General features: G+C 62.7%; 21 protein-coding genes. 11 read left to right on the top strand and 10 right to left on the bottom strand.

The features are described 5' to 3' along the window. The first annotated feature begins 645 nt into the window (after window positions 1-645). Complete coding sequence (locus ACTXGA_RS06940; RefSeq protein ID WP_443392408.1) at window positions 646-3720, top strand: valine--tRNA ligase; 3075 nt, start codon at window positions 646-648, stop codon at window positions 3718-3720. 87 nt (window positions 3721-3807) lie between these two features. On the opposite strand, the gene ACTXGA_RS06935 is transcribed toward ACTXGA_RS06940, so the two are convergent. Then, window positions 3808-4491, bottom strand: a complete 684-nt coding sequence (locus tag ACTXGA_RS06935; protein ID WP_443392407.1) for a fumarylacetoacetate hydrolase family protein — start codon at window positions 4489-4491, stop codon at window positions 3808-3810. Window positions 4492-4683: 192 nt separating this feature from the next. After that, window positions 4684-5364 (bottom strand): FadR/GntR family transcriptional regulator, encoded by a 681-nt coding sequence (locus ACTXGA_RS06930; RefSeq protein WP_443392406.1) that lies wholly within the window; start codon window positions 5362-5364, stop codon window positions 4684-4686. A 142-nt stretch (window positions 5365-5506) separates the two neighbouring features. Here ACTXGA_RS06930 and ACTXGA_RS06925 point away from each other — a divergent pair, with 142 nt between their 5' ends. The 5 genes from ACTXGA_RS06925 to ACTXGA_RS06905 are packed head-to-tail and all read left to right on the top strand — an operon-like array spanning window position 5507 to window position 10249. Beyond that, window positions 5507-6427, top strand: coding sequence for a fumarylacetoacetate hydrolase family protein (locus tag ACTXGA_RS06925; protein ID WP_443392405.1), 921 nt, complete (start codon window positions 5507-5509; stop codon window positions 6425-6427). Between the two features lie 58 nt (window positions 6428-6485). Beyond that, on the top strand, window positions 6486-7514 hold the full coding sequence (locus tag ACTXGA_RS06920; RefSeq protein WP_443392404.1) for an ABC transporter substrate-binding protein: 1029 nt from the start codon (window positions 6486-6488) through the stop codon (window positions 7512-7514). An 8-nt stretch (window positions 7515-7522) separates the two neighbouring features. Beyond that, complete coding sequence (locus tag ACTXGA_RS06915; protein ID WP_443392403.1) at window positions 7523-8320, top strand: ABC transporter ATP-binding protein; 798 nt, start codon at window positions 7523-7525, stop codon at window positions 8318-8320. Continuing rightward, on the top strand, window positions 8317-9183 hold the full coding sequence (locus tag ACTXGA_RS06910; RefSeq protein ID WP_443392402.1) for an ABC transporter permease: 867 nt from the start codon (window positions 8317-8319) through the stop codon (window positions 9181-9183). The genes ACTXGA_RS06915 and ACTXGA_RS06910 overlap by 4 nt, the downstream gene beginning before the upstream one ends. Continuing rightward, a complete protein-coding gene (locus tag ACTXGA_RS06905; protein ID WP_443392401.1) occupies window positions 9176-10249 on the top strand; it encodes an Ldh family oxidoreductase in 1074 nt (357 codons plus the stop codon). The genes ACTXGA_RS06910 and ACTXGA_RS06905 overlap by 8 nt, the downstream gene beginning before the upstream one ends. A 39-nt stretch (window positions 10250-10288) precedes the next feature. Here the strand turns inward: ACTXGA_RS06905 and ACTXGA_RS06900 are convergent, their stop codons facing one another. After that, window positions 10289-13159 carry an FAD-binding and (Fe-S)-binding domain-containing protein gene (locus ACTXGA_RS06900; RefSeq protein WP_443392400.1) on the bottom strand — a complete coding sequence of 957 codons (2871 nt, stop codon included), beginning with the start codon at window positions 13157-13159 and terminating at the stop codon, window positions 10289-10291. 142 nt (window positions 13160-13301) lie between these two features. On the opposite strand from ACTXGA_RS06900, the gene ACTXGA_RS06895 reads away from it, so the two are divergent. The 3 genes from ACTXGA_RS06895 to ACTXGA_RS06885 all read left to right on the top strand — a co-directional run bounded on the left by ACTXGA_RS06895 (window position 13302) and on the right by ACTXGA_RS06885 (window position 16140). After that, window positions 13302-14468: a pyridoxal-phosphate-dependent aminotransferase family protein gene (locus ACTXGA_RS06895; RefSeq protein WP_443392399.1), complete on the top strand. Its 1167-nt coding sequence runs from the start codon at window positions 13302-13304 to the stop codon at window positions 14466-14468. 184 nt (window positions 14469-14652) lie between these two features. Continuing rightward, window positions 14653-15249 carry a TetR/AcrR family transcriptional regulator gene (locus ACTXGA_RS06890; protein ID WP_443392398.1) on the top strand — a complete coding sequence of 199 codons (597 nt, stop codon included), beginning with the start codon at window positions 14653-14655 and terminating at the stop codon, window positions 15247-15249. Window positions 15250-15486: 237 nt separating this feature from the next. Then, window positions 15487-16140 carry a VPLPA-CTERM sorting domain-containing protein gene (locus ACTXGA_RS06885; RefSeq protein WP_443392397.1) on the top strand — a complete coding sequence of 218 codons (654 nt, stop codon included), beginning with the start codon at window positions 15487-15489 and terminating at the stop codon, window positions 16138-16140. Window positions 16141-16427: 287 nt separating this feature from the next. Here ACTXGA_RS06885 and ACTXGA_RS06880 read toward each other — a convergent pair whose 3' ends face one another. From ACTXGA_RS06880 to ACTXGA_RS06870, 3 genes are all read right to left on the bottom strand, one after another. Then, the gene (locus ACTXGA_RS06880) at window positions 16428-17144 is read right to left on the bottom strand and encodes an LrgB family protein (RefSeq protein ID WP_443392396.1); all 717 of its coding nucleotides are present in this window, start codon (window positions 17142-17144) and stop codon (window positions 16428-16430) included. Beyond that, a complete protein-coding gene (locus ACTXGA_RS06875; RefSeq protein ID WP_443392395.1) occupies window positions 17141-17494 on the bottom strand; it encodes a CidA/LrgA family protein in 354 nt (117 codons plus the stop codon). Before ACTXGA_RS06875 ends, ACTXGA_RS06880 begins: the two co-directional genes overlap by 4 nt. 147 nt (window positions 17495-17641) lie before the next feature. Next, window positions 17642-18433: a lysophospholipid acyltransferase family protein gene (locus ACTXGA_RS06870; protein ID WP_443392394.1), complete on the bottom strand. Its 792-nt coding sequence runs from the start codon at window positions 18431-18433 to the stop codon at window positions 17642-17644. Window positions 18434-18831: 398 nt separating this feature from the next. Between ACTXGA_RS06870 and ACTXGA_RS06865 the strand changes: the two genes are divergently transcribed. Further along, window positions 18832-19293: a hypothetical protein gene (locus ACTXGA_RS06865; RefSeq protein ID WP_443392393.1), complete on the top strand. Its 462-nt coding sequence runs from the start codon at window positions 18832-18834 to the stop codon at window positions 19291-19293. 218 nt (window positions 19294-19511) lie between these two features. Further along, complete coding sequence (locus ACTXGA_RS06860) at window positions 19512-19928, top strand: VOC family protein (protein ID WP_443392392.1); 417 nt, start codon at window positions 19512-19514, stop codon at window positions 19926-19928. Between the two features lie 111 nt (window positions 19929-20039). Here ACTXGA_RS06860 and ACTXGA_RS06855 read toward each other — a convergent pair whose 3' ends face one another. From ACTXGA_RS06855 to folE2, 4 genes are all read right to left on the bottom strand, one after another. Then, window positions 20040-21626 carry a 5-guanidino-2-oxopentanoate decarboxylase gene (locus ACTXGA_RS06855; protein WP_443392391.1) on the bottom strand — a complete coding sequence of 529 codons (1587 nt, stop codon included), beginning with the start codon at window positions 21624-21626 and terminating at the stop codon, window positions 20040-20042. Beyond that, complete coding sequence (locus tag ACTXGA_RS06850; protein WP_443392390.1) at window positions 21626-23074, bottom strand: TrkH family potassium uptake protein; 1449 nt, start codon at window positions 23072-23074, stop codon at window positions 21626-21628. The genes ACTXGA_RS06855 and ACTXGA_RS06850 overlap by 1 nt, the downstream gene beginning before the upstream one ends. Before the next feature lie 162 nt (window positions 23075-23236). Continuing rightward, window positions 23237-23464 (bottom strand): hypothetical protein, encoded by a 228-nt coding sequence (locus ACTXGA_RS06845; protein ID WP_443392389.1) that lies wholly within the window; start codon window positions 23462-23464, stop codon window positions 23237-23239. Between the two features lie 153 nt (window positions 23465-23617). Next, on the bottom strand, window positions 23618-24718 hold the full coding sequence (gene folE2, locus ACTXGA_RS06840; RefSeq protein ID WP_443392388.1) for a GTP cyclohydrolase FolE2: 1101 nt from the start codon (window positions 24716-24718) through the stop codon (window positions 23618-23620). Window positions 24719-24792 lie beyond the last annotated feature (74 nt).

Raw genomic sequence — 24792 nt, 5'->3', positions numbered from 1 at the left:
CCAAGTTTCCGGGGCAAACGCCCCAACAGAATGTCGGGCCCCTCTCCTCCTCCCTGGGGTCTTGCATAAGCGGCGGCACCTCTCCTCCTCCCTGGTGTCGCCGCACACCTAATCGGTTCGGGGCCCCTCTCCTCCTCCCTGGGGTCTCGTAGACTCAGCCCGCGGTGCCCGTCACCGCGGGCTTTTTTCACGTCGCCCGCGTCCCAGCGCGGGCGACGGGTGGGCAGGGGCATGTTTCTGCAAGAAACGTGACCGCCCACATCCTCACAAATCTGGATGCCCCCCTTGTCCCGCGTCCCATCGCGGACGACGGGTGGGCAGGGTCATGTTTCTGCAAGAAACGTGACCGCCCACATCCTCACAAATCTGGATGCCCCCCTTGTCCCGCGTCCCATCGCGGACGACGGGTGGAGATGGTGTCTTTGCGCAGCAAAGGTCACCCGCCACACCCCGCCAATCAAAGCGCCTCATTCCGCCCGGCGTCCCATCGCGGGCTCCGCCCCCGAGCCACGCCCAAGGGATGGTGGGTGGGGCGATCTGCGTCAGCAGGAGCGTCTTGCCGAAGGCAAGCCCACACACCGTCCCCCTTCCCCTTGGCGCGCCCTTGGCGTAGACCCTCCGCCAACAAGGACGAGGACAAAACCGATGCCGCTGGAAAAGAGCTTCAACGCCGCCGAGGCCGAACCGCGCCTGACCGAAAAATGGATGTCCGAAGGCGCATTTCGTGCTGGCGCAAACAAAAGCCGTGACGACAGTTTCACCATCATGATCCCGCCGCCGAACGTGACCGGCGCGCTTCATGTAGGCCATGCCTTCAACAACACCCTGCAGGACATCCTGATCCGCTGGCACCGGATGCGCGGCTTCGACACGCTCTGGCAGCCCGGACAGGACCACGCGGGCATCGCGACCCAGCTTCAGGTCGAGAAAAAGCTGAAAGCCGAAAGCAACCTGCGCCGCACCGACCTGACGCGGCAGGAATTCCTCGACAAGGTCTGGGAATGGAAGGGCCAGTACGGCGGCACCATCGTCAACCAGCTCCAGCGCCTCGGCTGTTCCTGCGACTGGGACCGCAACGCCTTCACCATGGCCGGCGCCCCGGGTGACCCGAAGACGGGGCATGAAAACAGCCCCAACTTCCACGACGCGGTCATCAAGGTCTTTGTCGATATGTACGAAAAGGGCCTGATCTACCGCGGCAAGCGCCTCGTGAACTGGGACCCGCACTTCGAGACCGCGATTTCCGACCTCGAGGTCGAGAACGTCGAGGTCGCGGGCCACATGTGGCACTTCAAGTACCCGCTCGCGGATGGCGTCACCTATATGTACGAGGAAAAGGACGAAGAGGGCAAAACCGTCTTCTCCGAAGAGCGCGACTATATTTCCATCGCCACCACCCGCCCGGAAACCATGCTGGGCGACGGCGCGGTCGCGGTGCATCCCGATGACGAACGTTATGCCCCCATCGTCGGCAAGCTCTGCGAAATCCCGGTCGGCCCGAAAGAGCACCGCCGCCTCATCCCGATCATCACCGACGAATACCCCGATCCCACCTTCGGCTCGGGCGCGGTCAAGATCACCGGCGCGCATGACTTCAACGACTACCAGGTCGCCAAGCGCGGCGGCATTCCCATGTACCGCCTGATGGACGTGGCCGGAAACATGCGCGACGACGGCGCGCCCTATGCCGAGGCCGCCAAAACCGCCATGCAGGTCGCCAAGGGTCACCGCACCCTCAGCGAATCCGAGGCTGACAGCATCAACCTCGTCCCCGATCACCTGCGCGGTCTGGACCGTTTCGAAGCGCGCGAAAAGGTGGTTGCCGAAATCACCGCCGAAGGTCTGGCCGTCATGACCACCTCGGACGATGCGCGCCTTGGTCCCAAACCCAAGCTGAAGAAGGGCGAGGAAGAACCGCCCGTGACGCAGGTTCCGCTGGTCGAGGCCAAGCCGATCATGCAGCCCTTCGGCGACCGGTCGAAGGTGGTCATCGAACCGATGCTGACCGACCAGTGGTTCGTCGACGCTGAAAAGGTCGTTGGCCCGGCGCTGGATGCCGTCCGCAACGGCGACATCACCATCATGCCGGAATCGGGCGAAAAGACCTATTATCACTGGCTCGAAAACATCGAACCCTGGTGCATCTCGCGCCAACTGTGGTGGGGTCACCAGATCCCCGTCTGGTACATTCCGGGCGAAGAAGACTGGTATCCGATCTGCGCCGCGACAGAGGAAGAGGCACTGGAAAAGGCGCGTGCCATTTCCGTCGACGGCACCGAATTCCGCATCGTGGACAACGCGCAGGAGGCCTCGGAGGTGCTCGAGGATATCCGCGAACACCTGCACCTGCGCACAGAGGGCCGCATCCGCACCGCCGACAGCCCCGCGCAGTTGCCCATGTTCCGCGACCCTGACGTGCTGGACACGTGGTTTTCCTCCGGTCTCTGGCCGATCGGCACGCTGGGCTGGCCCGAGGACACGGAGGAACTGAAACGCTACTTCCCGACCTCGGTCCTTGTCACCGGCTTTGACATCCTCTTCTTCTGGGTTGCCCGGATGATCATGATGCAGCTGGCCGTCGTCGATCAGATCCCCTTCCACACCGTCTACCTGCACCAGCTCGTCCGCGACGAGAAGGGCAAGAAGATGTCCAAGACCACCGGAAACGTCATCGACCCACTTGAAATCGTTGACGAATACGGCGCCGACGCGCTGCGGTTCACCAATGCTTCGATGGCCTCCATCGGCGGCGTGCTGAAACTCTCGGTCGACCGCATCGCCGGTTACCGCAACTTCGGCACGAAACTCTGGAACGCCTGCCGCTTTGCCGAGATGAACGGCGTATTCGAGGGCCACGCCACCAGTGCCGACGCCCCGCAGGCGACGCAAACCGTGAACAAGTGGATCATCGGAGAAACCGCCCGCGTGCGCGAAACCGTCGATCTGGCGCTGTCGGAATACCGCTTCAACGATGCGGCAAACGCGCTTTATGCCTTCACTTGGGGCAAGGTCTGCGACTGGTACGTGGAATTCGCCAAGCCGCTGTTCGACGCGCAGGATGCGGCAGTCGTGGCCGAGACGCGCCAGACAATGGCATGGGTGCTGGACCAGTGCCTGATCCTGCTGCACCCGATCATGCCCTTCATCACAGAGGAACTGTGGGACACGCTGGGGGACCGCTCCAAGCTTCTGGTTCACGCTGACTGGCCGACCTACGCGGCCTCTGACCTCGTGGACCCCGCCGCCGACGCGGAAATGTCCTGGGTCATCGCCCTGATCGAAGGCGTGCGTTCGGCGCGCGCGCAGATGCACGTGCCTGCCGGGCTTTACGTCCCGATGCTGGTCACCGGCATCTCCGCCGATGAACAGGCCGCGTGGGACCGCAATGAGGTGCTGATCAAGCGTCTGGCGCGGATCGAGGGGCTGGAGAGCGTCGCCGACTTCCCCAAGGGCTGCATCACCGTCCCCGTGGGCAACGCCACCTTTGGCCTGCCGCTGGCCGATATCATCGACGTGGGCGAGGAAAAGGCCCGTCTGGAAAAGACCCTTGGCAAGCTGGGCAAGGAAATCGGCGGACTTAAAGGCCGGTTGAACAACCCCAAGTTCGCCGAATCCGCCCCGCCGGAAGTGGTCGAAGAGGCGCAGGAAAACCTCCGCCTGCGCGAAGGCGAAGAGGCCAAGCTGAAAGAGGCGCTGGCCCGTCTGGCCGAAATCGGCTGACACCGGCAGCAGAAACGAAAAGGCCGGGCACCCTGCCCGGCCTTTTCTGTTTCACCCCCTGCGCACCTATGCGCAGCAGCAAAAGAATCAGACGACCTTGACCGTCAGCGTCCCTACGCCTTCGATCTCGGCCTCCATGACGTCGCCCCGCTCAATCGCGTTCACGCCCGAGGGGGTGCCCGCCATGATGACGTCGCCAGCCTGAAGCTCGAAATACTCGGACAGGTAGGAAATCATTTCCGGAACCTTCCAGATCATCTGGTTCAGGTCGCCCTCCTGCCGCGTTTCGCCGTTCACGCCCAAAGCAATGCGCCCCTGATCGGGATGGCCCACGTCCGACACAGGCCGCAGCGGCCCAACCGGACCCGACCGTTCAAAGGCTTTGCCGATCTCCCACGGGCGACCCATCTTCTTCATCTCGCCCTGCAGATCGCGCCGCGTCATGTCCAGCGACACCCCATAGCCCCAGACGTGATTCAGCGCCTCTTCCACCGGGATGTTCACGCCACCGGATTTGAGGGCGACCAGCAGTTCCACTTCGTGGTGGACGTCCTTGGAATGCGGCGGATAGGGAAACTCGCCCGACGGATCCAGATTGTTCGGGTTCTTCTGGAAAAAGAACGGCGGCTCACGGTTCGGATCATGGCCCATCTCCACGGCGTGCGCGGCAAAGTTGCGGCCGATGCAATAGACCCGCCGGACAGGGAAATCGCCGCCGCCGCTCACCGGGATGACGGGCGCCTGTGGCGCGGGAATGACATGTTCGGGCATTGCTTTCCTCCTCAGCAAGTTGGCGCCAAAGTTCCATTTCGGCTTGTCGGCTTCAATACATCCCCTGTCCGCCGCGGCAAAGCCGGGCGCGGACAGCGTGGGTGTAATCACGGTGTTTTGGTCAAGTTATGCAAGCAATTCGGCCCGGCCCGCCACAACCATTTGCCGAATTGGTTCAATTGCAGACGGGTGTCAGCGTCGGGCCGTCACGCTTTCGGGCAAGACGCGCGAATAGACCGATCTCAGATGCACATACATCGCATGCGCGGCAAGATCCCCGTCACCGGCGGTGATCGCCGACACGATCAGGTCGTGCTCCTTGAAACTGGAGTAGTCGTCGGGCGGTTTGCGCGTCTCGCGCGGTTGCCCCCAGACGATGGACCGCCGGACCGAATTGAGCGTTTCAAAGAAATACTGGAACAACTGGTTGCGCGTTGCGCGCGCGATGGCGTGGTGCAGGTTGTTGTCCCAGGCCTCGTAGCTCCGCCAGTCTTCGGCGGTCTTGCACTTGTCCGAGCATAGCTTCATCTGCTCACAATCCGCCCGGGTCGCCTGCGAGGCGGCCAGCCGGCACAGTTCCGGCTCGATCGTGAACCGCACCTCCACCACCTGCGCGGGTCTGATCTGATCGCGCAGATAGGTCACGTCCTTGAGATTGAGCACGGGCCGCGATCCCACAAAGGTCCCTCGCCCCACGTGCCGCCAGATCCGGCCCTGTGCCTCCAGTTCAGCCAAGGCCTTGCGCAACTGGTTCCTGTTCGTGCCCAGCCGTTCGCACAGCTCACGTTCGGGCGGAACCCGGTCGTTGTGCCGGTACCCGGCGTTATCGATCAGGTCTCGCAGTCGCTGGATGAGATCGGTGTTGTCGGTCATGGGTCCGCCCAATTCGGTGATTGGTTGGTTGATTGGGACCCTAACTAGGCCAAAACTGCAAGTGAAGAGGCGTCATGACGCAGCACCTGAGTGCGAGGGGCCCATACAGCACTGAAATATATACACGAGGGAGGAGAGCCTAGTGCGACTTGCAACCATTTCCGTTGCCGGAAACGCGGTCTGCGTTGTTATTCTTGACGACGGGCGCATGTTGGATATTGCACGGGCCGCCGCCAACCGGCCGGACAGCGCCGCCCTACAAGGCGCCTCCATGCTATCCGTCATAGAGGGCGGTGCCAAAGCCCTGTCCACCCTGCAGGCACTTGTCGCCGATGCCAAGGCGGGCAAGCTCGATGACGCGATCTTTGCCGAAGGCGCGCCGCTGATGGCGCCGATCCCCGTGCCACGCAAGAACGCATTCTGCGTCGGACGCAATTATGCCGAACATATCGCAGAGGGCGACCGCGCGCAGAAACAAAACGTCGGCGTGACCCAACACCCTGTGTACTTTACCAAACCGCCAACGGCCATCGTCGCGCCGGAAGGCGAAATTCTGATCTTCCCCTCGGTGTCAGAGGCGATCGATTATGAGGTCGAACTGGCCGTGGTGATCGGCAAGCCCGGTCGCAACATTGCCAAGGCCGATGCCTATGATCACATTTTCGGCTATACTATTCTCAACGACATCTCGGCGCGCGACGTTCAACGCCGCCACGGCGGCCAATACTTCAAGGGCAAGGGCATGGACGGCTCCTGCCCGCTTGGCCCGTGGATCGTGACCGCCGACTCGATTTCCGACCCACACGCGCTGTCGATCGGCCTGAAGGTCAACGGCGAACAGCGTCAGGACGGAAATACCAGGGACATGATCTTCGACATACCGACGCTGATTGCGTCCCTGTCCGAAGGTCTGACCCTGGAACCCGGTGACATCATTGCCACCGGAACGCCCTCGGGCGTTGGCTACGCGATGGACCCGCCGAAGTTCCTCAAAGAAGGCGACACGGTGGTTTGCGAAATAGCCGAAATCGGCACGCTCCGGAACACGGTGCGCGCTGTCTAAAGCCTCGTTCGCGGTCCAAGGCGGCCAAGGGGCGAAACATTCTCGGGAGGAGAAAAACATGATCAACAGAAGAGCATTTACAGCCTCATTGCTTTCATCCGTGCCGGCGGTCAGCCTGCTGGGGACAAAGGCGTTCGCCCAAAGCATGCGCGACATCACCTTCGTGCAGCCCAGCCCGTCGGCGATCAACTCGTTCCCGGTCTTTGTCGCCATCGGCGAGGGCTACTTCAAGGAAGAGGGGCTGAACGTCACCGTCGAGGCCATCAACGGCTCTGGTGCGGTCCTGCAGGCCCTGTCGGCCGGTCAGGCGCATTTCGGACGCCCCGGCCCCGGTCCGCTGATCGCGGCCCGCTCACGTGGGGTCAACGCCGTGCACATCTACAACGTGGCCGCGCGCAGCAACTTCGGCATCGCGGTACAGGAAGACTCTGAGTACCAGAGCGTCGAGGACCTGCGCGGCAAGGTGATCGGCACCGGGACCGCGGATGGCGCCGAGGTCGGCTTTGCCCGCAACGTGCTGACCGGCGCCGGCATGACGGAAGGCGAAGACTATGAATTCCTCACCGTCGGTGACGGCGGTCCCGCAACCGCTGCTTTCCTGAACGGCGAGATTTCCGCCTATTCGGCCTCGACGGCGGATACCGCCATCCTGAACCAGCGCGGCATGAAGGTGCGTGATATCACCCCCGCCGAATTCGGCCGCTTCTTCGGCAATGGCATCGCGACGATGGCCGACACGATCGCCAATGACCGCGGATTGGTCGAAGGCTGGAGCCGCGCCTTCGCCCGTGGTCACGCCTTTGCACTGGACGACGCGAACCGCGACGCCGTGCTCAAGCACCTTGCGGACGGCAACCCGCAGGAAGGCGAGGACAAGGAGTTCCAGTCGGCCCTCTTCGACGCGGTCCGCTCCAAGACGATCCCGCCAGAAGGCAGCCCGCATCTCGGCTGGTATCCTGCCGAAGTCTGGGCCGAGTGGCAGGACGCGCTTGTGGCCGGTGGCGAAATCTCGGGCCCGCTGGACGATCTGAGCGCCGCCTGGACCAATGAGTTCGCCGCCCTTGGCAGCGAGGCTGTCGGCGGATGAACTCAGCCGTGCCAGAAACATTTACCGGCGCACCCACGGGTGCGCCGGTTTATGAATTGACCCGTGTCAGCAAGACCTACGCCCGCAACCTTGTCGTTGCCCTCGAGGATGTCAGCCTGACCCTGCACAAGGGCAGCTTTACCTCCGTCATCGGGTCCAGCGGATGCGGAAAGTCGACGCTGCTCAAGATCATGGCGGGCCTGATCCCGCCCACCAAGGGACGGGTGATCCTGCAGGGTCAGCCGGTGACCGGACCGCGCCGCGATATCGGGATGATGTTTCAACAGGCGACGCTGTTCCCCTGGAAGACGGCGGTGGAAAACATCGTGCTTCCGATCGAAATCCGCGACGGCAAGGCCGCCGCCAAAAAGGCCAAGGAAAAGGCCCACGAACTGTTGGATATCGTCGGCCTGACCGGGTTCGAGAACGTCTACCCCAACGAACTGTCGGGCGGCATGGCGCAACGGGCCTCGATCTGCCGGATGCTGATCACCGAACCGGCTGTTCTGCTGCTGGACGAGCCTTTCAGCGCGCTCGACGAGCTGTCACGCGACATGATGAACATGGAACTTCAGCGGATTTGTCGGGAACAGAACGCCACGGCCTTCCTTGTGACCCACTCCATCCAGGAGGCCGTGATCTTGTCCGACCAGATCGTCGTGATGAAACCGCGCCCCGGCCGCATCGCCGAGATCGTGGAGGTGGATCTGCCACGGCCGCGCACGCTCGACATGATGACGACGCCGAAATTCGGTGAAATCGTGGACCACATCCGCGGTATGCTGGACAAGGGAGAGGACATGTGACCGAGGTGCAGACCAATCATCCCACGGACAACGCGGACGGGCCGGACACCGTCTGGGTGCAGGAAGTCGCCTTCATCGATTCCATCCCGCGCTGGATCGCGATGACCTTTGTCTTCGTCGTCTTCATCGGCACCTGGGACATTGTCACCCGGCTGGAGCTCGTCTCGCCGATCATCCTGCCGACCCCTTGGGAAACGCTTGAGGACATGATCTTCGTCGGCAAGAACCTCCTGTCCGGCGGCTACATGCTTGCGGCTCTCTGGATCACCATCAAAGAGGTGTTCTACGGCTTCGCGCTGGCCATCGCGATTGGTTTCTCGCTTGGCGTGCTCGTGGGAGAGACCGCTTTCGGCGAAAAGGCCGTGATGCCCTATCTCGTCGCCATCGACACCATGCCAAAGGTCGCCTTTGCGCCCCTCTTCGTGGCCTGGCTGGGGTTCGACATCGATTCCAAAGTGGCCCTTGCGGCCTTTATCGCGACCTTCCCCATCGTGGTGGGAACTGCGGCGGGGCTGCACGCGGCGGATGAAAACGCGCGCATGTTGTTCAAGACGATGGGCGCCAGCCGGATGCAGACGCTGATCAAGATGAAACTGCCCACCGGATTGCCGCAGATCTTCACCGGGCTCAAGATCGGCGCGGTCGGCGTCATGGCCGGGGCGATCACCGGCGAATTCCTTGGCGGCGGCAAGGGCTTCGGAGAGCTGATCCGGGTCGCGGCCTCTCAGCTCAACACGCCGCGCGTCTTCTCTCTGATCCTCTATCTCAGCCTCGTGGGGCTTGCCCTCTACCTCGCGGTCCAGTGGACACAGCGCAAGGTCGTGTTCTGGCAAAAGGAGAGCGTGGGCGCATACGATGGCTGACGGCACCCTGATCTCCACCGCCGACCTGCGCCAGTTCGTGTCTGACGCTCTGCGCGCAAAAGGGGTAAGGGCGGGCGACGCAGACAAGGTCGCCGCCCTGATGGTCGAGGCCGATGTCTACGGCTACGGCACGCATGGTGTCTTTCGCCTGCGGCAGTACCTCGCCCGGCTGGCGGGCGGCGGATGCAACCCCACACCTTCGGTAAGCGTGGCCCATGAAACCGTAGCCACCGCCGTGATCGACGGCGACAACGGACTTGGCCATCTGGCCATGGCCGCCGCCCGGGATCTGGCCATCGAAAAGGCGCGCACGGTGGGGATCGGCTGGGTCGGCGTACGGCGGGGCAACCACGCGGGCCCCCTTGCCCTCTATGTCCGCCCGCAGGCAGAGGCCGGGCTGCTGGGCATGGCGGCGGCGGTCGGCAGCGCCAATCACGTCCCGCCCTATGGCGGATCGGACCTTCTCATTGGCACCAACCCCATCGCCTTTTCCGCCCCGGTCAGCGGGGCCGATCCCTTCGTATTCGACATGGCAACCACCGTCGCCGCCATGGGCAAGATCAAGACGCTACTGCAACAGGGTCAGCCCATGCCCGAAGGCTGGATGGTCGGGCGTGACGGCAAGCCGCTCACCGATCCGGCCCGCAAGTCCGAAGGGTTTCTCCTGCCCATCGGCGGCCCGAAGGGGTTCGGCCTCTCCGTGGCCATCGGCCTGATGGCCGGCGTCCTGAACGGCGCGGCCTTTGGCTCGGACGTGGTCGATTTTACCAAGGACACCACATCCGAAACCAACACCGGGCAGTTCGTCATGGCGCTGAATCCCGAGGCTTTCGGTATCGGTGACGGTTTTGCTGAACAGGCTGCCCGCATCTTCGACGAAATGCGCGCTTCCGAACCGCTGCCGGGCCATGACCCGGTGCGCCTGCCCGGCGAGGGCAAGACCGCCTTCGCCGAGGCGCGCCGCCAGACCGGCCTGCCCCTCAATCCGGCCCTGCGGCGGGATCTGAATGCACTGGCTGCCGATTGCGGGCTGGAACCGCCGTTCCCGAATGAGGCAGCAGGCTGACCACAGCGCCGGCCGGCACACCGCCAGCCGGTCGCCCCCTCACCCGATCAACTCATCCAGCAGCCGCGCCACATGGATCGCGCGTCGGGCCGTCCCCTCCGCGATCTGGTGACGGCAGGACGTGCCGTCCGCCACGATGATCGCCTGATCCGGCGCGGCCTCCAAGGCCGGAAACAGATCCAGATTGGCCATCTTCAAAGAGACATCAATCGTATCGGGCGCATACCCGAACGCGCCCGCCATTCCGCAACAACCGCTGTCGATCAGCGTGACCTCCGCCCCCGGTATCCGCCTCAGCAGATCAAGCATCGGCGTCACCGCGTCATGGGCCTTCTGATGACAATGGCCGTGCACATGGATCGGCCGCGAAACCGGCTTCAGCGGCAGATCGGGCAAGGGGGCCAGAAACTCTTCGAAGGTGAGCGCCGCCTTGGACAGGGCCTCTGCCTCCGGTCCGGGACAGAGTGCCAGAAACTCATCCCGGAACGTCAGGATCGACGACGGCTCCAGCCCGACGACGCGAACGCCCTTGGCGACGGCCCCTTTCGTGGCCTCGATCACGCGCCGCGCCTCAATACGGGCCTCGTCCACGCAACCCACCGCCAACAGCGTCCGCCCACAGTCCAGCGCGCGGCCCGTGCCATCCCCTGCAACCCCCACGCGCAGCCCCGCAGCGCGCAGGACCCGGATGGCCGCGCGCAGGTTGTCGGGTTCAAAGTAGCGGTTGAAAACATCGGCAAAAAGCAGCACCTGCGGATCGCTATCCTGCGCCTCATCATCGCGAAACGGCTTCGCCGACCACTGCGGCAGGTCGCGGCGATGGGAAATCCCTGTCACCCCTTCGGTCAGTTTCCGCGCCGGACCGACCCGGTTGCGCAGGTTCATCAGCCACGGCACCTTGGCCGCCGTCGGGGCGTAGCGCGGCAGATAGCCGATCAGTTTGTCGGCAAATGTCAGGCCAGTGTCCCGACGCCGGGCCGCCAGCACTTCGATCTTCATGCGCGCCATGTCGACGCCCGTGGGGCATTCGCGGCGGCAGGCCTTGCAGGAAACGCAGTGCTTCATCGTCTCCGCCATCGCGTCAGAGGTCAGACCGCCCGGGATCTGCCCGCTGATGGCGAGGCGCAGGGTATTGGCCCGCCCGCGCGTCACATCACGCTCATTGCGCATGGCGCGAAAGGACGGACACATCACGCCGCCCTTCAGCTTTCGACAGGCGCCGTTGTTGTTGCACATCTCCACCGCGCCCTGAAAGCCGCCACCGGCCCCGGGCCAGGCGGACCAATCCAACGCGGTCTCGAAGTCTGGCACCGTGTAGTCCGGGCCGTACCGAAACAACCGGCGATCATCCATGGCGGGCGCATGAACGATCTTTCCGGGGTTCATCAGGCCCTTTTTATCAAAGCGGGCCTTGACCTCTTCAAAGGAGCGCACGATGCGCGGGCCGAACATCTTTTCATGAAATTCCGACCGCACGATCCCGTCGCCATGTTCGCCGGAATGCGATCCCTTGTAGCGCCTGACCAGATCAAAGGCCTCTTCCGCGATGGCCCGCATGGTCCTGACGTCCTTGTCCTGCCGCATGTTCAGCACCGGACGGACATGCAGACACCCGACAGAGGCATGGGCATACCATGTCCCCTTGGTCCCGTGCCCCGCAAAGATATCGGTCAGACCTTGGGTATATTCGGCCAGATCGGGCAGTGCGACGGCGCAATCCTCGACGAAAGAGATCGGCTTGCCCGCCTCCTTCATCGACATCATGATATTCAGTCCGGCCTTGCGATACTCGGCAATGGCGCCCTGCAAGGCATTGTCCGTGACGGGCACAACCCCGCCCCACCGGTCCCCCGCCCCGTCAAAGGCAAACCCCAGATCCCCGATCATCTGCGACAGGTCCGACAGCTTGGCTGCATTGGCCCCGGCGCTGCCCTCTGCGAATTCGACCAGCAGCAATGCCGCCGGTTCGCCCCGGACAAAGGCATCGATCGTCTTGCGGAACAGCGGGATGTCACGCCCCAGCGCGATCATCGTATCATCGACCAGTTCAACCGCCTGCGGGTTCAGCGTCACCAGATGCTGCGCGGCCTCCATCGCGGCGTAGAAGTTCGGGAAATGGCAGACGCCCGTGACCTTTTCGCCGGGCAGATGCGCAAGGCTCAGCTCCAATTCGGTGAAATAGGCCAGCGTCCCTTCGGACCCGACAAGCAGATGCGCCATATTCGCATCCTCGCCGGTCAGGGCGTCGATGTTGTAACCACCCACCCGGCGCAGCACCTTGGGAAACCGCGCTGCGATCTCCTCCGCCTCGCGCCGACCCAAGGCCCGCATATCCGCCACAAGATCCGCATAGGCCCCCGGCCCGGGATCGGCGCCGTCAAAGCGCGCCTTGCTGCCGTCGGGCAGAATGGCGGAAATGGCCCGGACATTGTCGCGCATGATCCCGTAGCGCAGCGACTTACCCCCCGAGGAGTTGTTGGCCGCCATACCGCCCAGCGTGCACCGCGACGCGGTAGAAGGATCCACCGGGAACCACAGCCCGTGCGGTTTCAAGGCCCGGTTCAATTCGTCAAGCACAAGACCCGGCTCCACCCGCGCCGTCAAACCCTCCGCATCGATCTCCAGAATCCGGTTCAGGTGGCGCGCATTGTCCAGCACGACGGCACGGTTCACGGTCTGCCCGCACTGCGAGGTCCCGCCGCCGCGCGGCAGGATCGGACAGCCCTCTTCGCGCGCCACGCTCATGGCCGCTTCGACATCCTGCACCGAGCGCGGAACAACCACCGCCTCGGGCATCATCTGGTAGATGGAGGCATCGGTGGCATAGCGCCCGCAAGAGGCAGGGTCAGCCATGACCTCGCCGGAAACCGCGGCCTTCAGCCTGTTGAAAAGACGGGTATTTTCACGCATCGTCCTTCGCCCCCCTGCCAGCGCCCTCCACCTCCGGACGGGCACCGAACGCGGTTTGGTGATCGAACCTTGTATTCATAGGGCCGCTTTGACAACATGATATCCAACCCACAACAGATCGCCCGGAAAAGGACTGCACCACATGCGTCAGGCAGGCAGACACTTCTTGCAAATCCCCGGGCCCAGCGCCGTCCCCGACCGCATCCTCCGGTCCATCGGCCAACAGACCATCGACCACCGCGGCCCCGATTTCGCAGAGGTCGGATTGAAGGCCCTCAGCGGCATGAAGACGATCTTCCAGACCGATCAGCATGTCTTCATCTATCCGTCTTCCGGCACCGGCGCATGGGAAGCGGCGCTGGTGAACACGCTGTCATCCGGGGACAAGGCGCTGATGTTCGAAACCGGGCATTTCGCGGCGATGTGGCACAAACTGGCGCGCAAGATCGGGCTGCAGCCAGAGTTCCTCGAAGGCGACTGGCGCGGCGGGGCCGAACCGGACCGCATAGAGGCGCGACTGCGCGCAGACACACAGCATGAGATCAAGGCCGTCTGCGTGGTGCACAATGAGACCTCGACCGGATCCGTGTCGCCGATTGCCGAAGTGCGCAAGGCGATCGATGCGGCGGGCCACCCTGCCCTGCTCATGGTCGACTCGATCTCCGGGCTTGCCTCGATCGATTTCCGGTTTGACGACTGGGGCGTGGATGTCTGTGTTTCCGGCTCGCAAAAGGGGCTGATGCTGCCCCCCGGTCTCAGCTTCAACGCCGTCAGCGCGCGCGCGCTGGAACATGCGAAAACCGTCACCATGCCGCGCAGTTACTGGGACTGGCACGACATGGTCGGCCCGAACCAGAGCGGGTATTTTCCTTACACGCCGGGCACCAACCTGCTCTACGGGCTGAACGAAGCCATCGACATGCTGCATGAGGAAGGGCTGGACAATGTCTTTGCCCGCCACGCCCGCCACGGGGCCGCCACACGCGCCGCCGTCCGCGCCTGGGGGCTGGAGGTTCTCTGCGCCAAGCAGGGGCAGGAATCCGGCGTCCTGACTGCCGTCATGGTGCCCAAAGACCATTCGGCGGACGCCTTCCGCGCCACGACGCTGAAACATTACGACATTTCCCTCGGCAATGGCCTGTCAAAGGTCGCGGACAAGGTGTTCCGGATCGGTCACCTCGGCGATTTCAACGACCTGATGCTGATGGCCACCCTCTCCGGCGTCGAAATGGGACTGGCCAAAGCCGGCATCCCCCACACCCCGGGCGGCGCACAGGCGGCAATGGAGCACCTCAAGAACACGTCCTGATCGCCCGGACAGAGGGGCCAAGGTCCGAGACGGCGCTTGACTCGCCGCCTGTTGATAAGTTGTTTTTGACAAGCAGCTTTTGAAACAAGGCGCGAGTTCGCGAAACAATCGCGCATGCCACTCGGATCTACGAATGTGATTTTTCATGAACGGCCCCAAAAGTAACGATACCACAAACAGGATCTTGGACAGCACATTGCTGGCGTTGCAGAAGCATGGATTGCCTCCGATTTCCTACGACTTGATCGCTGCGGAAACCGGTCTGTCGCGGCAATTGGTTCGCTATCACTACCCGGACGCCGATGACCTGATGGTCGCAGTCTGCGACCGGTTGGCAGCAGTGTATCGGCAGTTGCTGGTGACCAATGCCGCCCGGCTGGAAGGGCCAGGGCGGCTTGAAATGTTTCTGGATTTCTACTTTGACCTTCTGGACGGCACGCCCAAGCCGCGTGACGATCGGGTCTATGACGCCATGATGTCGCTCAGCGCCTCCTCGGGCGCTGTACGCGAAAACCTTCGTGGGCAGTACAAGCTGCTGGGGCAGGTGATCTCCCACGAGATCAACACGGCCCATCCCGAGATGCCCGCACGCGCGACCGAGGAACTGGCCTACATCTTCGTCTGCTTGATGTATGGCCACTGGAAGATGGTCGCCTCGCTCGGCGTCTCTGACGCGCACAAAAAGGTATCGCGTGCCGCGATGGATCGGCTGATTCGCAGCTATGTCGATGGAGGCAAGCCTTTGGACGATGTCGGCCAGATTTGGGGTGTCGGCACTTGATCAGCTTTTTTCATTTCGGAAAAATCGGTATTTGTTGACACATCGGAAACAGACAACCCCCCTGTCGCAAAAGGGTTAATCCGGTTCTGATCGTTACCACCGGACACAGGCATATGCGTGGCCCCTTTCATCCTGAAAGGAGCCACAAGAACGGTTTGATTGGAATTTTGGCTGCGGTGCAATCTGTAACGGTTGGTCCGGTCCGCCGGATGAAATTTTTGCTTGCAGGGGAAGAGAATGACTCAAAAGCTTTTTGTAACGACCGCGTTAGCATTGGCATTGGCCACTTCGGCCTCTGGTGCCACACTGTTGTCGAACGGTGATTTCGAGGCAGGAAACACTGGTTTCACATCAGGGTTCACTTACATCCCAGGCGGTAATTTCAACCCCGCCGAATACACCGTGGGCACCAATCCGCAGGCCTTCAATGGAGGTTTCGTTGCGCTAGGGGATCACACCAGCGGCGCGGGCAACATGATGATCATTAACGGTTCGACCACTGCAGGGGATCTGGTCTGGTCAGAGACTGTCAGCGTCACCGCCTCCAGCAGCTATACCTTCTCAGGCTGGATCGCGGACCTCTTTTCGGGTCAGAGCGCGGTTTCATTCGCTGTCAACGGAACCATTCTGGGCAATGTCACCGCACCTGCGGCGACGGCAGTCTGGGACTCTTTCAGTTTCAACTGGTCTTCGGGCTCCGCGACCAGCGCCACGTTAAGCCTGTTGCAGCAGACCACGGCCTTTGGCGGCAACGACTTCGCGCTGGACGATCTGTCTTTCACTGGCGGCAAGACACCACCTTCGCCGATTCCCCTGCCTGCGTCGGCGTTGCTCTTGCTCGGCGGCCTGGCCGGACTGGCAGGATTTGGACGCCGCCGCGCCGCGACCTGACAAGAATTGAACGAACACACATTGCCCCGCGGCCGGCCCTTACCGGCATGGGGCAATGCCGTTTCTCCGCGGCGCATGCATGATCTGCAGTCTTGCGCCACGGCGCAAAGACAGTTCGCAAGTGACCTCTTTGATCAGGAATTCCGGACAAACGGTTTTGCGCGGCGCGGAACCGGACTTTGGCTGCGACGCAAACCATCCACCGCATCGCTGCGGCAAGACAAGGCCCGGAACCGGCCTGCGCCCTGCAAAGCCGAACCACGTTCCCCCGAATTCAAACGGCCCCCTCAGATGAGCCAGCGCACCAGGACCGGGACGATCAGGCTTGTCAGCAAAGCGTTCAGGGCCATGGCGATGCCCGCATAGGCCCCTGCCACGGGGTTTACCTGAAATGCGCGGGCCGTCCCAATGCCATGCGCGGCGACACCGACGGCAAAACCGCGCGCCCGCCAATCGGCGATCCGCAGCAGGTTCATCAAGGGTGTCACCGTCACAGCCCCGATGATACCCGTCAAAATGACCAAAACTGCTGTCAGCGCCGGAATCCCTCCGATGGCCTCGGAAATGCCAAGGGCCACGGGCGCGGTGGTGGACTTTGGCGCCAACGACAGCAGGACCTCTATCGGCAGATCAAATGCACGCGCCAGCAAGATGGCCGAGCCTGCCGCGACGATCGACCCCGCCAGCAATGCCAGCCCGATCGGAACGACCGAGGTCCGGATCGTGTCCCGATTATCCCAAAGCGGCAAAGCCAATGCCACGGTCGCGGGACCGAGAAGGAAATGGATGAATTGGGCACCCTCGAAATAGGTCGTGTAATCCGTCTGCGTCAGCCACAGCACCGGCGCAACCAGAAGGACGGACAGAAGCACAGGATTGGCCCATGGTGGATTGCCCAGCTTTCGCGCCATCCCATCCGCCAGAAGATAGGCAAGGATCGTCGTGGTGAGCCAGATCAGCGGCGAGGTCGCCAGATAGCTCCAGAGACTTGCGACGTCAGTCATTTCGCCAAAAGTTCGGTTGCGTGCCGAACTCCAATGAACGTTCCAACCGCCGCCAGCATGGAAAGCACCGTCGAAACGATCAGCACAATCAAGAGCGCAATCCCGTCTTCCGACAGCACCTCGAAGTTGCCAATCACACCAACCCCCGCAGGCACGAAGAGGAAAGACAAGTTCGCCAAGATAACCGTGGTGGTCGGCCTGAGCCTTTCAGCAAGGGTTGGCATTACGCCAAGAAACAGCACAAGCAGGGCAAGACCCAGAACCGGTCCGGGCATGGCAAGCCCAATGCCCCGAACGGTTATCTCTCCCAGCAACTGGCAGCCCAACAGAAGCCCAAGTGACTGAAGCATAACCGTTCTCTCCCGAAGCATTCGTCACCGCCATCCTGACGCCAAATACACTTCGGAACCATGGAAATCTCGCCGGAGGCAGATCGGGAAAGCCGCGCTGCGCAGACAGACAGGACAACAAAGGTCGGCCAAGCGCCCTCCTCATCCTCAGCGGGCAGACATTGCGCACCCGTTGTCGAAGGCCTCGGCCATCACGCCTCGCAGGCGGGCGACATCGTCATCTACGGACGCGCTCAGGTCGCACACGAAGGGCGGCAGCACTTCCAGTCTGATGGTCCCGCTCTTGGGCACGAACCGCCCCCGGGGAAGCAGCCGGTCGGACCCGTGAATCACGATCGGGCGAATGGTTCGCCCCGTCTCGCGCGCCGTCAGGACCGCCCCGGCCTTGAACGCGCCAAGAGAGCTGGTCCGCGCGCGCGTCCCTTCCGGAAACAGGACCACCGACCGCCGCGCCGCCATCTGCCCCACGGCCTCGCGGAGCGTTTCCATGGCGCGTTTGCCGCTTTCTCGGTCGATCTCCACCAGCCCCGCTCCGATGAATCCGGTGCGCAGCAATGGCGTATCGAACAGCTCTTTCTTGGCGGCGAAGGTGAACCATTTCTGGTCCGGCACAGTGTCCATCAAGGTGAACCCGTCGAGATGACTGCGGTGGTTGATCACGATGATGCTGCCGGTATCAGTGCGCAGTGCCTGTTTGTCGGCCTCGGTCATATCCGCCCGAATGCTCAACAACCGCAAAAGCCGTGAGCATGCCCGCTTTACAAGCCGCCAATACCAGCCACCAAACCCTTTCCGCTTCGCACAGAGCAACGGCACCAATGCAATGAAACCGAAGTAAATGGGCCCCAGCAGAACCAGCACGGTCCGTTTGACAAGCCTGACCGGAAAGGGGTCGATGGCCACCGTTTCCGCGTCGCCTGTGTTCATGGTGTTCTTCATGGTGCCACTCCCATTTGGCCGTCCCTTCGATGGCCATGGGCAGGGAATGCCGATCGCATTCCCTTCAGTGGCTTGGCGTCAAGACATGATCTACATGCACCCGTTGCATCCAGAACCGACCCGTCCCTGTGGGGCAAATGCGGCAACAAATCAACGCTTTTCCCGCGTCATGCACCCGGACAAGCCCCATGCCGGTCTGGCAGACGACGCCCCCACCCGCCGAAATCAGCACCAGCCCCTCCGGCCCTGCCCGCCCGCCCGCCGGAGAACTGCAGGAACACCCCCGCCTTCGTCACCCGCCCCAAGGGCGACAGCGGCAGACGTCTGACGGCACGCTCTGGCGGCAGATGCCTAAATTTTGCCAAACCTGTTTTTTATCAAACTCACTGGAACGGCGAATGAGTGACGTGATGGAAGACGCAATCGAAGAGCGACCCGCGAAATTTGGCTTGGTTGGGGCCATGTTGGCTATTGCAAGCCTTGTGGTAATCCTCATCCAGCTTTCGGCGGTTTTTGAACCGCAGGGCAGCAGTGTCGGTTCTGTCATCGGCGAGATTGCAGCAGACATAAAGCAGTCAGTCGCCCGTGCATGGGCAGGAAAGCCCGCCCCGGACCCCACTCCGCAGCCCCGGGACTACGGCCAATTCATCACGATTGCCGCGCTCTGCGTGGCGGGTGTCGGGATCTTGCTAGGCGGCATAGGACTGTACCGCAATGAAGCATATCAGCTTTCATATCTGGCCGTTGCGATCGGCGTGTCAGCATTCGCCCTGCAGTATGTGTTCTGGGTGGCACTCTTGCTATGCGGCGTGGCCCTCCTGATCAGCATTATCGAAAATCTCGATAGTATTTTCGGCTAGCCCCGGAACCACTCACCAACAAGTCAGACCTTCGCCATCCGAAAACTGGCGGACGCTGCGTCCCGCACACGTTCGCCGCTCATGGGAAACTCCAAACACTGCACGCTCAATATCGGCCCCTTGATCCGCTCCAAGGCGCCAATATTGAGCCGATTGCCTTGTTGGCCTACAGTCTGCTCTCGATAGACGACCCAAACTCCCGGAAAGCAGGGCACCGCATGATTGCCTATGTCACGGTCGGCGCTGACGACATTGCCGGCGCAAAACGGTTTTACTCGGCCTTCCTGCCCGCCCTTGGCTACGGCCTGAAAGAAGGTCCAGAGGGATTGAGCTATGCGCTGCCCGTACCGCCGGGCCAGTCTCCCGTGCTGCCGGATTTCTACGTCAAACCGACTTTCGATGGACGCCCCGCCTCGGCCGGGAACGGCTGCATGGTCGCCTTCGAGGCGCGCAGTCAACGCGAGGTCCGCCAGTTGCACGCCGCAGCGCTCGCCGCAGGTGGCAGTGACGAAGGCCCGCCGGGGTTTCGCGCGGCCTATGGGCCGCATTTTTTCGTCGGCTACCTGCGCGATCCACAGGGCAACAAGATCGCCCTGTTCTCCAGCAATCCGGCCGAACCCGGTCGTGATGGATAACGCCCCATAGGCCCCAGCGGCAGGGGCCCATTCCTAAGAAAGGGTTAAAACGCCGCTGTAACCCCTTGATTCTGCATTCCCCCTAAGCTGTCCACGCGTGGACAGCCCCGCTCAGACCAGCGCCGGGGTCATCCGGATCAGGGTCGGCCCATCCGCCGCAAAGGCCCGGATCAGCGCCTGCTGCAACCCCTCCAGATCCGCAGGCTCCTCCGCCCCTGCCCCATAGGCCCGCGCGAGGGCCAGGAAATCCGGATTGCGGGCCACCACGGCATTGGGCGCGATCTGGGCGCCCACCATCGCGTCCCTGATCTCTCCCAGCTGGGCATTGTCCCAGACAAGGATCGGCAGGGGCAGGCCCAGTTCCACCGCTGTCCCAAGTTCCGGCAGAGTATATTGCAGGCCATAATCGCCAAGGATCGCACAGGTCGGCAGCCCCGGCCGCGCCACCGCCCCGCCAATCGCCGCCGGCAGCGCATAGCCCAGCGTCCCGAACCCGCACGGATGATGCCAATGCCCCGCCCGCGGCATGTCCCAGACCTCCTTGGCCCCATAGGCAAACTGAGTCATGTCCGAATAGATCATCGCCTCCTCGGGCATCACCGCCCGCAGCGCCTCGGCCACCTCGACGATGCCTGGCCGTTCCGCCATGACCTCAGCCCGCCAACGCGCCCGCGTCGATGCCACCCGCTCGGCGTCCCAACAGGCGGGACGGTCATCATTACGGGCCGGGATCGCGATGATCATCGCCCGGACCAGCGCTGCCACATCGCCGACAAACCCCTCATCCCCTGCCCGCAGCCCGGCCAGCACCTCCGGGTCCAGATCGACGCGGATCATCTTGCCCCTGTGGCCTAACTCGTCCCGCCAGAGATCGACTTCGGACAATTCCGTGCCCAAGGCCACCACCAGATCCGCCTCCGCCGCCACTTCCGCGCTGTCCGGCCGGGCAAGGAAGGACCCGTAGTGCAAGGGCGTATCCGGCGGCACGATCCCCCGCCCGGCATAGGTGGTGAAGCTGGCCGCGCCCGTCTGACGCAAAAGCGTGGGCACATCGCCCGCCGCCCCAACGGCCCCGCCGCCAAAGACGAACAGCGGCTTTTCCGCCTCGGACAAGGCATCGATCACGCGATAGATCTCGGCATGGCTCATTTTCGGCCGTGCGACGGGCGCCGGCGGCTGGGGTGCCGGCTCTGCCCGCGCGCCCAGCGCCGCGATCGGTACATGCAGCGCCCTTGGCCGCGGTCGCGCGGACCGGAACTCTCCCAGCGCCCGGTCCAGAAGAGTATAAACAGCCCGAGGGTCAGAGGCGCTCTCGGACCAGGCGCAGACGGTTTCGCCCGCCGCGCGCTGATCGCGCATCTGGTGCAACTGCCCACGCCGCGCCGCCGTCTCATCAAGGCAGGAGGCCAGCGCCAGAACCGGCACGCTGTCGGAATAGGCCTGCCCCAGCGCCGTCATTGCATTCACGAACCCCGGCCCGGTGATCAGGTAACACACGCCCGGGCGCCCGGTCGCCCGCGCATACCCATCCGCCATGAAGCCCGCGCCCTGTTCGTGACGGGTCAGAACGTGGGTGATCCCCGCCTCCTCGATACCACGATACATCTCGATGTTATGGACGCCAGGGATGCCAAAGATCACATCGACCCCGCGTGCCTTGAGGGCATGCGATATCTGCGCGCCGAGCGGTTTCTGCATCAGCTTCTCCAAAAGCGAATTGTGAACAGGGCAAAGACAACCATCAGTTCCAACCGTCCGACCAGCATGGCAAAGCTGAGGATCCACTTCGCGGTATCGCTCAGGTCGCCGAAATGGCCCGCAGGCCCGATCTGATCGCCCAGACCGGGGCCGATATTGGCAATGGCTGTCGCCGCGCCGGACACGGACGTGATGAAATCAAGGCCGGTCAGGCTGAGCGCCACGGACAACACGCCAAGGGACACGACGAAAAAGACGAAGAAACTCATGACAGAGCTCATGACGTCGTTCCCCACCGGTCGCCCCTGATAGCGCGGGATGAACACGCCATGCGGGGTGCGGATGCGGCGCAGTTGAACCCGGACCGAGGCAATCAATAGCTGATAGCGGAAGATCTTGACCGAACAGGCGGTCGACCCGGCACAGCCGCCGATCAGCCCGATGAAGAAGAACATCGCAATCAGGAACGGCCCCCATGTCATGTAGTTGACGCTGGAATAGCCGGTGCCGGTCATGATCGAGGTGATGTTGAACAGCGCCTCGCGCACCGCCTGTTCCGGATGGTGCGGGAAAATCGAAAGCAGCGTGATGGCCGTGACCACGGAAAGAATCCCGATGATGCTGACAAAGGCGATCACCTGGCTGTCACGGAACAGCGCCGTGTGATGGCCCGCGACCATCTGGACAAAGCGCACGAACGGCAGCGCGGCCAGCACCATGAAGACAGAGGCGACATATTCCGCCGGTCCCGCAAACGTGCCGAAACTGGCGTCATAATTGGCGAACCCACCGGTCGAGACAGTCGTCATCGCGTGCACAGTGGCGTCAAAGGCGTTCATGCCGCACAGCAGATAGCCCACCGTACAGGCCAGCGTCAGGCTGATGTAGATCGAAGAGATCGAGGACGAAATCTGTGTCGCCCGGGGCAGGATCTTGCCCATGGTGTCAAAGGCCTCGGACCGAAAGATCTGCATGCCGCCGACGCGCAATTCCGGCAGAAAGACCATGGCAACCACGATGATCCCCACGCCGCCCAGCCATTGCAGCAGACCGCGCCACAGCAACAGCCCCTTGGGCAGGTCGTCCAGCCCGGTGAACACGGTCGATCCGGTTGTGGTCAGTCCGGACATGGCCTCGAAATAGGCATCCGTGTAGCTGGCGTTGGTCTCGCCAAAGATAAAAGGCAAGGCGCCGAAGATCGGCAGGCAGGCCCAGACGCCCGTGGTCAGCAGAAAGGTCTGCTGCAGGGTCAGCCCCTCTTTCACCGCGTTGGAGCAGGAAAGCGCCGTCAGACCGCCCGCAAGGATGGTGATGACCGCCGATTCCAGGAATACGGGCCATTCACCCCGCCCTTCGGCGAGGTCGATGATGAGCGGCAAAAGCATGGTTCCGCCCAGACAGGCCACCAGCAATCCGATCACATAAGCGACAGGGCGGATATCGAACATGGATAGGAGCGTTGGCGCGGCTTCGTGGCACTGTCAAGCACGCCGCGACGCCGCTTAGCGGATACAGTCCCGGCCTCCGCCCTGACGGCGACGCCCGCGAAAAGCCGGCGGCCAAGGATTAGCCGCCGGCATGGAGATGGCGAAACGGGGTCTTATCCGGCGTCAGGCCGCCAGAAGATCCCGAAAAACAAAGGGGAGAATCTGGTCCCGGTCGATGCCGATCCCGGCAAGTTCCGCGTCACTGGCCGATTCGAGGGCGATGATCTGCCTCATCCGGGACCGTTTCAGCGTGGCCGGGTTCACCCCGAATCCCACTTCGGTCAGGTAGATATCGATCTTGCGCTTGAGGGAGGTGTGCCCCATCCCGATCTTCACGTTGTCTCGTGTCATTTCCGGAAACCTTTCCTGCTCTGGTCGGTTTCCTCCCTGCGCACAGCCTCTCACAAAATGGGTGACCAAGCCATGAACGCGGCGCGCAGGGGCGGCAGCCGGATCACGTCGCCCAATTATCGGGCAAAGTTTCGCCGGCTTCCGCCTGTGTTATCAGCCGACGTGAAACAGGGTCGAGAACAGCTTGGGGTCAAGGCTTTCCGCGGCGAAGAGGTCCCCTTCTGTCAGGACCGACACCGCGTCGTGGCTGTGCAGGCTTTCCTGATGGCTGGCCACCACGCGGAAATCACCGACACGCGGATCGGCCAGCAACTGCTCGGCGAACAGCCGCGCCGCATCCTCCACAAAGATCGGATTGGCGGCGTTCAGCTCGGCAAAGGCCTGTTCATCCTCACGCTTGACCATGACTTGCGTTTCGGTCGGCACGGCACTTCGGCACATGTCGACCAGATCCTCGAACCACAGGCACTTGCCCTCAGTCAATTCGACGGAAATCCGCGCGACAGAGCGCTGCGAATGCGGCGTCGCCAACTGCCCGCGCTCACGCCGGGCATGTTCCGACAGTTCCAGCGAACAGGGGCAGGTCGAGGAATAGACGTAATCAAGGTGCATGACCTTGCGGCGCACGCCGCCTGCCTCGACCAGCTCCAGCGCGATGTCGTAATACTGATAGCCCGACAGCCCAGAGCGCAGGCTGTCCACTTTCATCGGAAAGGAAAACCGCATGTTGATCCGCGCGTCAAAACTTTCGAGGTCGGACTTGTAGTCGTCCAGCGCCGCCTCGATCACTTCAAAGCTGAAGGTCTTTTCGGCATGGACATAGAAGGACCGCATGATGCGGCTCATGTTGATGCCCTTCTTGTCCGCCTTAAGGCTGACCGTCCCGGTGACAGAGGTTTCCAGCCTCAGATCGCCGTTGTCGCGTGTATGGTACTGGATCGGCAGGCGAAAATTCGAGATGCCGACATGCTGGATCATCCGGTTTTCACCCCGGATCAGCGAGGACGGGCCGTTCTGAAGATCCGGCAGCGTCGCCTTGTACCCCTCATCGACGGTGAAATCCGTGGGGTAATCGCGTGAAAGGATCGGGTAGCTGTCCGGCTTCGCATCCGGGGCAAGACGCGCCAGAGCGGGTTCGATGGCGTCGATTTCCGCATCCTGCGCCTTGGAGGTCCAGCGCCGCAGCAGCGCCAGCGCCTCACGGACCTCATCCACGCTGGGTTTGCGATCAATCTCAGGCGTATGGATATTCATGGCGGGTTTCCCCCCTCGCGCGTCATTGCTTGTAGTCACGTAGGAACGCCCCGGCTTGATTCCAATCTTTTCCT

This window comes from Antarctobacter jejuensis (assembly GCF_052266595.1).
GTDB lineage: Bacteria > Pseudomonadota > Alphaproteobacteria > Rhodobacterales > Rhodobacteraceae > Antarctobacter > Antarctobacter jejuensis.
This window is presented reverse-complemented; position numbering and strand designations above follow the sequence as displayed.

Coding starts and splice junctions, on each gene's coding strand:
- ACTXGA_RS06850 (WP_443392390.1), bottom strand. CDS start 23,074: ATGTTCGATATCCGCCCTGTCGCTTATGTGATCGGATTGCTGGTGGCC.
- ACTXGA_RS06940 (WP_443392408.1), top strand. CDS start 646: ATGCCGCTGGAAAAGAGCTTCAACGCCGCCGAGGCCGAACCGCGCCTG.
- ACTXGA_RS06845 (WP_443392389.1), bottom strand. CDS start 23,464: ATGACACGAGACAACGTGAAGATCGGGATGGGGCACACCTCCCTCAAG.
- ACTXGA_RS06875 (WP_443392395.1), bottom strand. CDS start 17,494: ATGCTTCAGTCACTTGGGCTTCTGTTGGGCTGCCAGTTGCTGGGAGAG.
- ACTXGA_RS06930 (WP_443392406.1), bottom strand. CDS start 5,364: ATGACCGACAACACCGATCTCATCCAGCGACTGCGAGACCTGATCGAT.
- ACTXGA_RS06880 (WP_443392396.1), bottom strand. CDS start 17,144: ATGACTGACGTCGCAAGTCTCTGGAGCTATCTGGCGACCTCGCCGCTG.
- ACTXGA_RS06900 (WP_443392400.1), bottom strand. CDS start 13,159: ATGCGTGAAAATACCCGTCTTTTCAACAGGCTGAAGGCCGCGGTTTCC.
- ACTXGA_RS06905 (WP_443392401.1), top strand. CDS start 9,176: ATGGCTGACGGCACCCTGATCTCCACCGCCGACCTGCGCCAGTTCGTG.
- ACTXGA_RS06920 (WP_443392404.1), top strand. CDS start 6,486: ATGATCAACAGAAGAGCATTTACAGCCTCATTGCTTTCATCCGTGCCG.
- folE2 (WP_443392388.1), bottom strand. CDS start 24,718: ATGAATATCCATACGCCTGAGATTGATCGCAAACCCAGCGTGGATGAG.
- ACTXGA_RS06860 (WP_443392392.1), top strand. CDS start 19,512: ATGATTGCCTATGTCACGGTCGGCGCTGACGACATTGCCGGCGCAAAA.
- ACTXGA_RS06870 (WP_443392394.1), bottom strand. CDS start 18,433: ATGAAGAACACCATGAACACAGGCGACGCGGAAACGGTGGCCATCGAC.
- ACTXGA_RS06895 (WP_443392399.1), top strand. CDS start 13,302: ATGCGTCAGGCAGGCAGACACTTCTTGCAAATCCCCGGGCCCAGCGCC.
- ACTXGA_RS06855 (WP_443392391.1), bottom strand. CDS start 21,626: ATGCAGAAACCGCTCGGCGCGCAGATATCGCATGCCCTCAAGGCACGC.
- ACTXGA_RS06935 (WP_443392407.1), bottom strand. CDS start 4,491: ATGCCCGAACATGTCATTCCCGCGCCACAGGCGCCCGTCATCCCGGTG.
- ACTXGA_RS06885 (WP_443392397.1), top strand. CDS start 15,487: ATGACTCAAAAGCTTTTTGTAACGACCGCGTTAGCATTGGCATTGGCC.
- ACTXGA_RS06865 (WP_443392393.1), top strand. CDS start 18,832: ATGAGTGACGTGATGGAAGACGCAATCGAAGAGCGACCCGCGAAATTT.